Source organism: Rhizobium azibense, assembly GCF_004342325.1.
Taxonomy (GTDB): Bacteria; Pseudomonadota; Alphaproteobacteria; order Rhizobiales; family Rhizobiaceae; genus Rhizobium; species Rhizobium etli_B.
Map to the genome: position 1 here is coordinate 1 of NZ_SMBJ01000029.1, position 12,382 is coordinate 12,382.

Consider the following 12,382-nt stretch of genomic DNA (forward strand, 5'->3'; position numbering starts at 1 on the left):
GCTTTCGATGGCGCCAAGATCGTGCTGCAGCCGATCACCGACGTCGCGCACCTGATCCATGGGCCTCTCGGCTGTGAGGGCAATTCCTGGGACAACCGCGGATCGGCTTCCTCAGGTCCAACGCTCTGGCGCACCAGTTTCACGACCGACCTCACTGAAACCGAAGTGGTGATGGGGCACGGCGAGCGGAAACTTTTTAAAGCAATCCGCGAGATCAAGGAGGCCTATGCTCCACCGGCGATTTTCGTCTATTCGACCTGTGTGACAGCATTGATCGGCGACGACATCGAGGCCGTCTGCAAGCGGGCCGCGGAAAAATTCGGCCTTCCGGTGGTGCCGGTCAACGCACCGGGCTTTGCCGGCTCCAAGAACCTTGGCAATAAGCTCGCCGGTGAAGCGTTGCTCGATCATGTGATCGGCAGCGTAGAGCCGAACGACGTGACCGCCTACGACATCAATATCATTGGTGAGTTCAACCTATCCGGCGAGTTTTGGCTGGTAAAGCCGCTTCTTGACCGGCTGGGGATCAGAGTAAGGGCCTGCATTCCAGGAGACGCCCGATATCTTGACATTGCTTCTGCGCATCGCGCCAAGGCGTCCATGTTGGTGTGCTCGACAGCACTCATCAACCTCGCCCGCAAAATGGAGGAGCTGTGGGATATCCCGTTCTTCGAAGGCTCCTTTTACGGAATTACCGACACCTCGGAAGCACTCAGACAGATCGCCAAGCTGCTCGTGATGCAGGGGGCGGATCCCGAAATCCTCGAGCGCACCGAGGCATTGATCGCGGAGGAGGAGGCGATTGCCTGGATGAAACTCGCAGCATATCGACCAAGGCTTGAAGGCAAGCGCGTGTTGCTCAACACCGGCGGCGTCAAGTCCTGGTCGGTTGTCCATGCGCTGATGGAGGTGGGCATCGAGATCGTGGGCACCTCGGTCAAGAAATCCACGCCTGAAGACAAGGAACGTATCAAGCAACTCCTGAAAGACGAAAACCACCTGTTCGAGTCAATGGCGCCGCGCGAGCTTTATAACATGCTCGCCGACGGTAAAGCCGACATCATGTTGTCTGGCGGGCGCACGCAATTCATCGCGCTGAAGGCCAAGACACCTTGGCTCGATATCAACCAGGAACGCCACCACCCCTATGCCGGCTATGACGGCATGGTGGAGCTCGTTCGCCAGATCGATCTTGCTATTCACAATCCGATCTGGATGGAGGTGCGGGAGCCGGCACCGTGGGAATGCCAGCATGCGGTGGAAGAAGAACTGACGAATACCAAGAGCGAGAACGAGACTGGGTACGTCTTGCAAAACTTTGTCGGCGCGGTCGCCGGCAGCTTCTGCAAGCGTTGAGGAAAGCCGATGGTTCAAGTCTTTCCCCAGACCAAATCAGCTGCGGTCAATCCGCTGAAATCGTCGCAGCCGCTCGGCGCCGCGCTCGCCTTTCTTGGCGTCGAGCGTGCCGTGCCGCTGTTCCACGGCAGCCAGGGCTGCACCAGCTTGGCGCTGGTACTTTTAGTCCGGCACTTTAAGGAAGCCATTCCCTTGCAGACAACGGCATTGGACGCAGTGGCGACCATTCTTGGCGGCGCAGGCAATCTGGAAGAGGCGATCCTAAATCTCAAGAGGCGCGCAAAACCCAAGCTGATCGGAATTTGCACGACAGCCCTGGTGGAAACCCGCGGCGAAGATTTCGCAGGCGATCTCGCCAACATCAAGCGGGATCGTGCCGATGAGCTCGCGGGTACGGAGGTTGTGCTGGCGAATACCCCGGATTTCGAGGGAGCGATCGAAGAGGGATGGGCGAAGGCCGTCATCTCTATGGTCGAGCGCATCACCACTCCAGGCGAGCAGAGCCGCCACCAAAAGAAGATTGCGATCCTACCAGGATGGCATCTGACAGTCGCTGACATCGAGCTTCTGCGCGAAACGGTCGAAAGCTTCGGTCTGAAGCCGGTGATCCTGCCGGACATTTCCGGCTCTCTCGACGGCACGGTGCCCGGCGATCGTTGGGTTCCGACCACCTATGGCGGTACTCCCGTCGACGAGATACAAGAGCTTGGCACGGCGGCGCAATGTATCGCGATCGGCGAGCATATGCGCCGCCCCGCAGAGCTACTGCGGACCCGGACGGGAGTCCCTTACGCATTGTTCCAGTCGCTGACAGGATTGAAACGAGCCGACCGGTTCGTCTCGTTTCTTTCTGAGATTTCTGGTGCGCCGGTGCCAGCAAACATCCGCCGTCGCCGAGCACAGCTGCAGGACGCCCTGCTCGACGGACATTTCCATTTCGGAGGCAAGAAGATCGCAATTGCTGTGGAGCCGGACCAGCTCTACCAATTCGCTACCTTCTTCACCGGCATGGGCGCCGAAATCGCGGCAGCGGTCACCACGACCGGCACCTCAAAAATACTCGCGGAAATGCCGGCCGAATCGCTCCAGGTCGGTGATCTTGGCGATCTCGAAGAACTTGCCGTCGGCGCTGATCTTCTCGTCACGCATTCGCATGGACGACAAGCGGCGGAGCGCCTTGGGATTCCGCTCATGCGGGTGGGCTTCCCGATATTCGACCGACTCGGCAGCCAGCATAAGCTCACAAGTCTCTATCAGGGAACGCGCGACCTGATCTTCGATGTTTCCAACATCTTCCAGGCCAATCAGCGCGCGCCGTGTCCTGGATCGCTTGATCCCTCCCGCAAAGGAGAACTGCCTAGATGATCGCCGCTCGTCGCCTTTCCCTCGTCCCTGACGGGGTTCACTCGTCAGCTCCAAAACGGAAGGCTGGCGCGTTGCGCGTCGCAATCGCCACTCAAGATATGAAATCTCTCGACGCCCATTTCGGATCGGCAAAACGTTTCGTCGTCTATGATGTGAGTCTCGACGACTGGAAACTGGTGGAAGTCCTGGACTTCGAAGACGTTTCCGACCAGAGCGGAAAGCATCGGAACGAGGACGTCGATCGTATTAACCCGAAGGTGAAGGCGTTGGAAGGTTGTCACTTATTGTTCTGTCTGGCGATCGGTGGGCCATCGGCAGCCCGAGTTGTTTCGGCCAAAATCCACCCAATTAAAGTATCCGATCCTCAACTGATCGAAGATGTTTTGTCGCGAACTCGGGCGATGCTCAGGACTACTCCGCCACCCTGGTTACGCAAGGTGCTAACCGAAGCAGGCGCCATTGAAAAGAAGCCTTTCGATGAGGAGGACTAGGACATGGGTACATTGACAGGAAGTACGAATGGCCCTGCTGTCAACGAAGATGGGGATCTCGCCACCCCTTTTCTCAGATGCCTGATAAGGCTCATCCGCGCTCAGGATGCCCATGGGGCGTGGGAAGGCAAATCGGACACTGACCTGCTGGCCGACTTCATCCTCACCAAGGAGCAGCGCCGTAAGATCCCGATCATAGGCGATCCGGATCCTGATGTGCTGTGGAGGCTACAGAATTTTTACAGTTGCGTGGGGCTTGTGATCGAAGAGTGCACAGGCCTGTTGGCATCGCCGATCATGACGATCGGCCATGAGGGCTTCGGCCGCTTGCTTTTGACGACTGGACGGTTGGTCGTTCTGTCGAAGACCCTGCGCGATGTCCACCGGTTCGGCTTTGAGACGCTAGGCAAGCTCGCCGAGACCGGCACGAAAATGGTCGATGACGCTATTGAAGTTATCGAAACCTATCCCGACGTGGCGCGGGCATCATGACATCAATTTTCGAGGAAAGAGATCATGTCAGACATTGTGGAGCAGCTGAAGAAGGTCCGCAAGCTGCAGTCCCGCGCCGCCGCTGCCAAAATCTCAGCATTTGCAATGGCCAGAACGAGAGTTCGATGGTGAGCTCACTGGCATGATCATGGCTCTCAACCACGCGGCGGTTGCCGCCTGAAGAACTGCCAGACTCTCGTTGCCGCAGACGACATTGCTGCGCAATCTCGCGAACAAATCAGGAGAACGGTGTTGCGTTTCACAATCTTTTGCGGCCTCCTGCTGCTCGTCGTCTGGGCGAAGGCACTAACGAGTTACTTCGTCTGGCATTCCATCCACGAAGTCATCGTTGCAATGGTGGCTAGTTTGTTGCTTCTTCAGTGGGCGTATATCGCAAGCCTGCTCTTTTCCATCTGGCAATCCAGCCGTAATTACAGGAGTCGCCAAAGGGCTAGACGATCCGATCATCGCTAGACTAGAACGTGGTGTCAGCCACAGCCTATCATGAGGGCGAAAACCTCGGCGTTCTTTGGAACGCCTCTCATCAAATCAGATCCAACCATGAGTCAACGGAATTCGAACCTGCCGGATGACGTGGATGCGTCGAGAGCCCTATCGCCGCGCAAGCTCTGCAACCTCGGCCGTGCCATGATGACGTGTAACAGGTGGCCTGCTCATGCCCTATCTGTGGTGGCTCCGACTTCATTCGCGGCGGCGAGACCGTCAGCGAAGTGCTGGACTATGTTCATGCGTCCTTCCGTGTCGTGCATCATGTCCAGCCCCGCTTTACCTGCAAAGCAAAATTGGCCCTTGTTTAGATAGTCGAGGCCGCACTGCCAGAACACAGCGAGGCGATTTTGTCTTGTGGCCAGGTATGTGAAAGACGCTCATGCGAGCCAGCAGCACTGGACAGGAGAGGTCAGCATTTGAATTTAAAAAGGTACCTTGATCCAAAAGTGGATGTGCTCGCTTCAGTAGCTGAATTGGATGGTCTGTACCGCGTCCAGAGGACCATAAAGAAACGTAAGTTATAAGGCTGAGCCTATGAATTTCATGAGAACGGAGCAGGGGCTTCTCTGCGTTTCAATTGCCGTTACCATCCTCCTTGCCTGCATCGGCATTTTGTTCGGGATCATTTCAGGTTCGTTCGCAATCATATTCGATGGTGTCTACGCATTGACGGACGCTGCTATGACTGTCGTAGCTCTGCTTGTTACAAAGCTCATCGCGTCATCCGAAGCGCCCTCCAGCAAAGGAAAACTTATCGAGCATTTCACGATGGGGTTCTGGCATCTTGAGCCCATAGTCTTGGCTCTCAACGGCATTCTCATAACCGGGTCGGCTGTTTACGCACTTGTCAACGCAATCGGCAGCATTTTGCATGGGGGACGTCCGCTCAACTTTAGTCAAGCAATCGTCTACGCCGTCGTAACACTCGGTGTGACAGCCACCATGGGGGTTATTGGTGATCGAGCTAATCGTAAGATCAAATCTGATTTCGTTGCCCTGGATACGAAAGCTTGGCTGATGTCCGCCGGGCTAACGATCGGGTTACTCGTCGCGTTTGCCATCGGATATTTCATTCAGGGGTCTTCTTACGAATGGATCTCGCCGTTTATTGACCCGGTCGCGCTGGCATTAATCTGCATTGTGATCATTCCCATTCCGGCGGGCACGGTTCGGCGAGCGCTCGCCGACATACTGCTTGTTACGCCATTAGATCTCAAACAACAAGTTGACGCGGTCGCCAAAACAATCATCGAACGACATGGATTCATATCCCACCGGGCTTATGTGGCCCGGGTCGGCCGAGGCCGGCAAATCGAGCTACATTTCGTTGTCTCAGAGGACCTCCCGGCGAGGAAATTGCAGGAATGGGATAAGATCCGTGACGAAATCGGGCTCGCGATTGGTAACGAGGGTCCGAGTCGTCGGCTCACCATCGCCTTTACAACCGATCCTGAGTGGGCGGATTAGGATTTTGAACCGAATTTGGAGCCCTGTATCGCAGGCATTCCATAACGGGCGTGATCCTCGAACCGGATGCATAGCTCGGCGTTTTTTCCAGCCACCATGCGTCAATTTCACGGTTCGTACCAATCTTCGATCAATGCGGCCAGTTTCGATGCCGTAGTTTTCCGTTATGCCTCCAGGCGCGATACTCGATTCAGCGAATAGGGTTGGCTGAACCCAGATCGCGCCTTTGCGTTCAAGCTCCACAGGCGGTTTCGCCGTCTTGATCTTGTTGAGATCCTGCCGGAGGCCGATTGTCTCGCGTTCTTTGAAACGAGCGACGCCTATGTCCTTGTACTGGCTCAGGAGGGCGCGGCCCAGCTGCCCAGGTTCCGATAGATGTCATCGCACAGCTGTCGGACCTGTCGATTGAGCTCACCAAGTTGCGCAGGCGTATGGTCGGAAATTTCCAGAAGAGCGTCGCCCAGGCAGCCAGCTCGCGACCTCAGCTCCGGCCCGCGTAACCCGCCGGGTGATGCTGCGGGCGGCAAGGGTCATCAGCGACTATGGTTCCGCGAACGCGACGAGGCGCCCGCGGATAGCCGTCGGCAACATGAAGTCGCCTCGTAGGTCAGACCTTGTGCAGAAAATCGACCACGCCGGTATCGAGATCATAATAGGCGGGCACGATCTTCACCTTGCCTTCCTCGACCAGGCGAGAAACAATCGCACTTTCGGTGAGGATGCGCTCGGCGCCGTTGAAGGCATTGGCATGGACGGTGTTGTCGACAAAATTGTCGCCGCGATCGGTCTCCGCCAAAGCCACGGGCAGGATCGGCTGGGTCATCTTGCCGATTGAGCCATCGAGCTTGGTGCCCTTGGACACGACCTCGCAGGCGGCGGAGACCGCCCCGCAACGCTTGTGGCCCATGACGACGATCAGCGGCGCATGCAGATGTTCGGTGCCATATTCGATCGTGCCGAGCACATCGGTGTCGACCACGTTTCCGGCATTGCGGGCGACGAAGAGTTCGCCGAGCGTCACGCCGCCGAATACAAGTTCCGGCACGACACGGCTGTCGGAACAGGTCAGCACGATCGCCCAAGGTGCCTGGCTCTTGGCGACGTCCTGCCGGCGCTTGGAAATATTGGCGGCGCAGGCTTCCGTGTCGGCGACGAATTTCTTGTTGCCTTCCTGGAGTTTTGCCAGTGCTTCATCCGGCAGAAGGGCGGGAGCGTTCGAGGCGAATGCCGGCATGGTCATGTCAAAGCCTGCAGTCATGACGGCCACGCCTCCGATGCCGGCAAATTTCAGCAGGGAGCGACGGCTGAGTGGGGAGGAATTGCATTCAAAGCACATGGTATCGGTCCTTTTGCAATATCCGGGATGGCTGCGGAGAAATGGCACCTGCTCCAAGTCATGTCCGGCAATTCTCCGGGAATCGGAGAATGGCCGATTGGTTATGCCTTGATATAGCACTCATCAAGCGGAATTTTGACGCATCGGAGGAGCTAAGCCAATACTGGAGTATTGCCCCGGCCGTACGGTAGATCAACCCGGCCCTGACGGGTTCTGGCGAGGGATGCTCATGCGCGGCATATTGGGTTGCAAGGGACCCTTTGGGCGCTGCCTTCTGCTTCTTTAGTGGCTCCGCTGCCGCCGGCGGGATCGCATTCATTAACTCACTCGGGAACCTAGGAGCATTTGTGGGGCCGTTCGTTATAGGGTATCTCCGTAGTCAGCCCGGAGGTTTTTCCACAGGCCTATACGCTTTGGCAATCATGGGCCTAGCCGCGACAGTCATGTTGATTTTCCTCCTGCGCCTCCTGCGCCTCCTGCGCCAAACTCGATAGAAACAACCAGATGTTCTTGTGTTTGTTGTCACGTGAGCCGAGCCGGTTAGGTGCACAACGAGATGCGGCTCGGGTCCGCGAGGAACCAACAGCAAGAGCTCGCAAAATTCCTCAGCGTCACCGGCCGCCGTCTTCGCACCCAAGGCCGAACCCGGCAATGCCGACGATGTGCTGGTGTCGACCGAAGCGATGAAGGTGGAAACGGCAATTCACGCCGAGGAGAACGGCACGATCGCCGAAGTTCTCGTCAAAGCCGGCGACCAGATCGATGCCAAGGACCTGCTTGTAACTATCGCGGCCGGTTCAGCGTAAAGTTCCATAACCTGCATTATGCTATTTGGTGTTGTAGAGGCTATTTAGTAATGCGACAGTTGGGCCAGTTAGAGATGCGACAATCTCGCCTCTCGACGACTGGTCAATGCCAATGTCGGGAGCAAGGATGACGACCTTCAGCCTGGTCGAGACCATGAGCGGTCGGAGTCGTCATGTCCTTTATGATCACTATGTCGCAGAAAGAATTGCATCGCCTCGAACTCATCCAGAAGATCCGTGACGAACGCCTGAGCGTTGTGCAGGCCGCCGAACGGCTCGACCTCAGTCGAAGTCAGGTCCATCGGCTGCTGCAGGCCTATGACCGGGATGGTCCGGCCGGGCTTGTTTCCAAGAAGCGATCGCGACCGAGCAACCGGCGCCATAGCGAGGAGTTTCGCAATGCGGCGCTGAATCTGATCCGTGAACGCTATCTGGATTTCGGTCCGACGCTGGCGCGTGAGAAGCTGATCGAGCTGCACCGGATCTCGGTCGCCAAGGAGACCCTGCGGCAATGGATGACCGAGGCCGGCATCTGGGTCTCGCGTCGGGAACGCAAGAAGCGGGTTTTCCAGCCACGCGGCCGACGTGATTGCTTTGGCGAACTGGTACAGATCGATGGCTCGCATCACTGGTGGTTCGAGAACCGTGGGCCCAAATGCGCCCTGCTCGTCTATATCGACGACGCCACCGGCAAGCTGCTGCATCTACGGTTTGCCGGCTCGGAGAACACCTTCGACTATCTGCACGCGACCAAGGCCTATCTGCAGCAATGGGGCAAACCGCTGGCCTTCTACAGTGACAAGCACGGCGTCTTTCGTTCGACCCATGCGTCGGAGAAGGACCGGACGAGCGGCCTGACACAATTCGGCCGCGCGCTTTATGAGCTGAACATCGACATCATCTGTGCCAATACCCCGCAGGCCAAAGGCCGCGTCGAACGTGCGAACCAGACACTGCAGGATCGGCTGGTCAAGGAAATGCGGCTGCGCGGCATGGACACGATCGAGGAAGCCAACGCCTATGCGCCTGAGTTCATTGCGGATTTCAACGCGCGTTTTGGCAAACAGCCGCGTAATCCGAAGGACATGCACCGGCCGTTGGCCGACCACTAGAACCTCGATGGCGCCATGTGCCGCAAGGAAGTTCGCACGCTGTCGCAGGCTTTGACGCTGCGCTATGACAAGGTGCTGTTCATCCTTGATCCGACAGATCTTTCCAGGTCCCTGGCGGGTAAGAAGGTCGTCGTTTGCGACTATCCGGACGGGCGCCTCGAGATCATGCACGAGAGCTTTGCCCTGCCCTACCGAACCTTTGACACGTTACGCTCCGTGCATCGCGCCGAGGTCGTCGATAACAAGCGGTTGGACGACATGCTGTCTGTTGTCGCCGAGCTGCAGGCTGGGCGGGAGCAGCAGCGCAGCAAGGGCGGACCACGGCGAACTGGGCAGACGGACCATATGTTCGGCATTCGCGATGGCAGCACGGGGAACGGCTACCAGAAGCGTGGACGCAAGCCGAGAACGGATTACATGAACGATCCGGCGGTGATCGCACGGCGGGAGAAAGCGTTATTGAGGCAGCCGGCTGCGGAATAAAGGGCGTCAATGCACGCCGATATCGCTTTGCGTATCTGACTCCAATTGCAGGCAGGCGGACCAAAGCGGCGTCTTGTGGAAGGCTCCGTCTTGAAGAAGCGTGAGCCCTTCTCGTGCCTCATAAAGCAGGCCCAGCCAGCACAGGCGCCGCAGGACGCCATATTGGAGATCGAATTTGAGCTCCCAGGCTTCCAGGGTCATTTCGGTGGCGGACAGAGGTGCCGTGTCTGGATAGAGGATCTTCACGACGTCCAAAGGCGTACAGCCTTCTCTCGCCTTGATATTGAGAAGATTGAGGAACATGCGCCACCAGCGTAGGCGCGCTTGCACCTCAGCTTCCCGCTCGGTGGCATGGACATACGAGTAGAGATAGTCTGTGGCCACGAGATCGAAGAAGGCTTGCGGGTTCACCAGAAACTCCCGGCCGCGTCTGGTTGGCAGCAGCACATCCTTTTTCCGGCGAAGCAGCTTCAGATGGCGGGTCATGTCCCGCACGACCCAGAGCGGCGGCATGTCGCTTTCGTTCAGCACTTTGTTCATGCTGTAGAGGTCTTCGGCTGTGAAGTCGGGCCACAGGAAGTTCACAGCGGCCCAATGTACGAATTTGCGGTTCATAGCACCGGTCGCGGTCAATCCTATGCCACCCTCACCGTCAGCATAGGCAACGGACAGAAGCATGCCGCGAAGAAGAGGTGACAGCGCGGCGACATCGACGTCACCCTGCAGCTTGATTTCCGGAAGCATCGTGCAGCTTTGATCCCTACCCGCTCAATTCAGATAAAAGCGAGTATCAGCCGGCGACTGAACAATTGCTATTGAGAAAGCTAAAGCCGAAGAGGTGTTCTTTCACCCGCCCCCGCTCCGCCCTTTCAACCCGGCCCAGCCGGTCGGATCGGGGGCTGATCATCGGTGCCAGTGTCGCGTTTCTAACTGGCCGACAGCGTCGCAGCCCTATTCGGCTTTGACAACTACTGTAGCCGCAAAGTTGAAGTGTCCTGTTTCTGCAAAGTTGGAATGTCACACTCCCCGCGTTTTTCTGACGTGGGAGATTGCAGATGGGATTGGTAGCGATGAGCGAGCGTGATCTGCAGCGGATCGAGGTTTTGTCGAAGGTGATCGCCGGCCGAATGACGATGGTGTCGGCGGCACATGTGCTTGATCTGAGCGAGCGCCAGGTGCGACGCCTGTTGGATCGCATCCGCACGACCGGCGCAGCCTCGATCCGCCACACGGCGATCGGCCGACCGTCGAACAACCGGATCAGCGACGGTGTTCGGGATTATGCGGTGACGCTGGTTCGTGAACGTTATGCGGATTTCGGTCCAACGCTGGCGGCCGAGAAGCTTGCCGAGCGCGATGGATTGCGAGTGTCGCGCGAGACGTTGCGCGGCTGGATGACGCAGGCCGGATTGTGGCTGTCACGCAAGCAGCGGCGGACGTTTCATCAGCCGCGGCTGCGGCGCGAAGCCTATGGCGAGCTGGTGCAGATCGACGGGTCCGAGCATCGCTGGTTCGAGGATCGTGGAGATCCGTGCTCGCTCCTGGTGTTTGTCGACGATGCGACTGGCCGATTGATGCAGTTGCGGTTCGTGCGCTCGGAAAGCGCCTTCAGCTATTTCGACGCACTTGAGCTTTATCTGAAGCAGCACGGGGCGCCGATCGCCTTTTATTCCGACAAGCACTCGGTCTTCCGGGTGACGAAGAAGGAGGCCAAGGGTGGTCAGGGCATGACCCAGTTCGGACGGGCACTCTCGGAGCTAAACATCGAGATTCTCTGTGCAACCAGCCAGGCCAAAGGCCGTGTCGAGCGGATGAACCGGACGCTGCAGGATCGTCTGGTCAAGGAATTGCGACTGGCAGGCATCGACACCATGGAGGCAGGCAATGCGTTTTTGCCTGGCTTCATGGTGGACTACAATGGGCGGTTTGCGATTGTCCCTGCCCGATCCGATGACCTGCACCGGCCGGTAAATCTTGCACCGGATCGGTTGAAGGAGATCCTGTGCAAACGCGAGCAGCGCTATGTCGGATCGCAGCTGACGTTTTCGTTCGAGCGTAAGCGGATCATGCTGGAGGAGACCGACGTGACGCGCGGATTGGCCGGCCGCTATGTCGAGACCTATGCCTATGCCGACGGCCGCCTCGATGTACGATGGAAGGGACATTCCCTGCCCTACAAAACCTTCGACAAAGACCAGCGGGTGACGCATGCGGCGATCACCGAGAACAAACGGCTCGGCGACGTTCTGACTTATATCAAGGAGCGCCAGGACCAGCAGTCGAAGCCGGTGGTGATGACCAACAGCGAGAAGAACGGCTATGTGCGACGGGCTCACGGTCCGGGACGGCGGAAGGATTTCATGAACGATCCGGCAGTGATCGAACGCCGCAAAGCAGCGCTGGCAAAGCTTGACGCTGCGGAGTGAGGCGTCAATCGCATCGTCTCAAAGCTAAAGCCGAAGAGGTACTCCCTCACCCGCCCCCGCTCCGCCCTTTCAACCCGGCCCAGCCGGTCGGATCGGGGCTGATCATCAGAGCCAGCGTCGCGTTTCTAACTGGCTGACAATGTCGCCCCTCTAATCAGCTTTGACAGCAATTGTAACCGCAAAGTTAGAATGTAAGAACGACTGGCATCTATTGCTCGATCCATCTCCACCCTATTGCTGGAAAAGGTAAATGTCGCTCTGCATGCCTGATGGCCCCAGAGTGGCCGTGTAGGGCACACCATGGATACTGAAGTTGGTGGGTTTGTCCGCGCTCGGCAGCAAGTCAAACAAGTACATTGCAGGCAGAAGGTCATCTGGTACCGGTTGATTGCCGTGTTGCCAGCTCGGAGGGACAAATCCTCCCAAGTCGTCCACAGGCAGCGTGTACTGTGGGGTGCCGAAGATCGATGCCCCCAAGCTTTGCTCCCATGGTGCGTCTGGCGGATTGACGCTTTGCACCGGTGAATAGGCGGCTGAC

At 57.7% G+C, this 12,382-nt stretch carries 9 protein-coding genes and 3 pseudogenes; 9 read left to right on the top strand and 3 right to left on the bottom strand.

The genetic code is table 11. From position 1 onward, the window contains the following. The 6 genes from nifE to EV130_RS31995 form a co-directional block, all read left to right on the top strand. The coding region (gene nifE, locus EV130_RS31965) for a nitrogenase iron-molybdenum cofactor biosynthesis protein NifE (protein WP_132662568.1) at nucleotides 1-1,356 on the top strand (1,356 nt) is incomplete at its 5' end. 9 nt (nucleotides 1,357-1,365) lie between these two features. Then, nucleotides 1,366-2,721, top strand: a complete 1,356-nt coding sequence (gene nifN / locus EV130_RS31970) for a nitrogenase iron-molybdenum cofactor biosynthesis protein NifN (RefSeq protein WP_004672660.1) — start codon at nucleotides 1,366-1,368, stop codon at nucleotides 2,719-2,721. Beyond that, nucleotides 2,718-3,212, top strand: coding sequence for a nitrogen fixation protein NifX (gene nifX / locus EV130_RS31975; RefSeq protein ID WP_018247182.1), 495 nt, complete (start codon nucleotides 2,718-2,720; stop codon nucleotides 3,210-3,212). Before nifN ends, nifX begins: the two co-directional genes overlap by 4 nt. A 3-nt stretch (nucleotides 3,213-3,215) precedes the next feature. After that, nucleotides 3,216-3,704: a NifX-associated nitrogen fixation protein gene (locus EV130_RS31980; protein ID WP_009991126.1), complete on the top strand. Its 489-nt coding sequence runs from the start codon at nucleotides 3,216-3,218 to the stop codon at nucleotides 3,702-3,704. A 731-nt stretch (nucleotides 3,705-4,435) separates the two neighbouring features. Next, nucleotides 4,436-4,522, top strand: coding sequence for a hypothetical protein (locus tag EV130_RS34350; protein ID WP_237350514.1), 87 nt, complete (start codon nucleotides 4,436-4,438; stop codon nucleotides 4,520-4,522). Between the two features lie 226 nt (nucleotides 4,523-4,748). Then, nucleotides 4,749-5,681 carry a cation diffusion facilitator family transporter gene (locus EV130_RS31995; RefSeq protein ID WP_004675922.1) on the top strand — a complete coding sequence of 311 codons (933 nt, stop codon included), beginning with the start codon at nucleotides 4,749-4,751 and terminating at the stop codon, nucleotides 5,679-5,681. Between the two features lie 607 nt (nucleotides 5,682-6,288). Here the strand turns inward: EV130_RS31995 and EV130_RS32000 are convergent. Beyond that, complete coding sequence (locus tag EV130_RS32000) at nucleotides 6,289-7,017, bottom strand: carbonic anhydrase (RefSeq protein ID WP_004675921.1); 729 nt, start codon at nucleotides 7,015-7,017, stop codon at nucleotides 6,289-6,291. Between the two features lie 653 nt (nucleotides 7,018-7,670). Between EV130_RS32000 and EV130_RS32005 the strand changes: the two are divergent. Next, nucleotides 7,671-7,823, top strand: a pseudogene (locus EV130_RS32005) (biotin/lipoyl-containing protein); the annotation flags it as partial. Between the two features lie 173 nt (nucleotides 7,824-7,996). Then, a pseudogene (locus EV130_RS32010) lies at nucleotides 7,997-9,418 on the top strand (ISNCY-like element ISRel10 family transposase). Between the two features lie 6 nt (nucleotides 9,419-9,424). On the opposite strand, the gene EV130_RS32015 reads toward EV130_RS32010, so the two are convergent. Beyond that, nucleotides 9,425-10,162 carry a hypothetical protein gene (locus tag EV130_RS32015; RefSeq protein WP_004675918.1) on the bottom strand — a complete coding sequence of 246 codons (738 nt, stop codon included), beginning with the start codon at nucleotides 10,160-10,162 and terminating at the stop codon, nucleotides 9,425-9,427. A 311-nt stretch (nucleotides 10,163-10,473) separates the two neighbouring features. Between EV130_RS32015 and EV130_RS32020 the strand changes: the two genes are divergently transcribed. Continuing rightward, nucleotides 10,474-11,844: an ISNCY family transposase gene (locus EV130_RS32020; protein WP_004675917.1), complete on the top strand. Its 1,371-nt coding sequence runs from the start codon at nucleotides 10,474-10,476 to the stop codon at nucleotides 11,842-11,844. 231 nt (nucleotides 11,845-12,075) lie between these two features. Here the strand turns inward: EV130_RS32020 and EV130_RS33005 are convergent. Beyond that, a pseudogene (locus tag EV130_RS33005) lies at nucleotides 12,076-12,382 on the bottom strand (hypothetical protein); the annotation flags it as partial.

Excerpts from the sequence above, each read along its gene's own strand:
- nifN (WP_004672660.1), top strand. The coding sequence starts at position 1,366 with ATGGTTCAAGTCTTTCCCCAGACCAAATCAGCTGCGGTCAATCCGCTG.
- EV130_RS32015 (WP_004675918.1), bottom strand. The coding sequence starts at position 10,162 with ATGCTTCCGGAAATCAAGCTGCAGGGTGACGTCGATGTCGCCGCGCTG.
- EV130_RS31995 (WP_004675922.1), top strand. The coding sequence starts at position 4,749 with ATGAATTTCATGAGAACGGAGCAGGGGCTTCTCTGCGTTTCAATTGCC.
- nifX (WP_018247182.1), top strand. The coding sequence starts at position 2,718 with ATGATCGCCGCTCGTCGCCTTTCCCTCGTCCCTGACGGGGTTCACTCG.
- EV130_RS32000 (WP_004675921.1), bottom strand. The coding sequence starts at position 7,017 with ATGTGCTTTGAATGCAATTCCTCCCCACTCAGCCGTCGCTCCCTGCTG.
- EV130_RS32020 (WP_004675917.1), top strand. The coding sequence starts at position 10,474 with ATGGGATTGGTAGCGATGAGCGAGCGTGATCTGCAGCGGATCGAGGTT.
- EV130_RS31980 (WP_009991126.1), top strand. The coding sequence starts at position 3,216 with ATGGGTACATTGACAGGAAGTACGAATGGCCCTGCTGTCAACGAAGAT.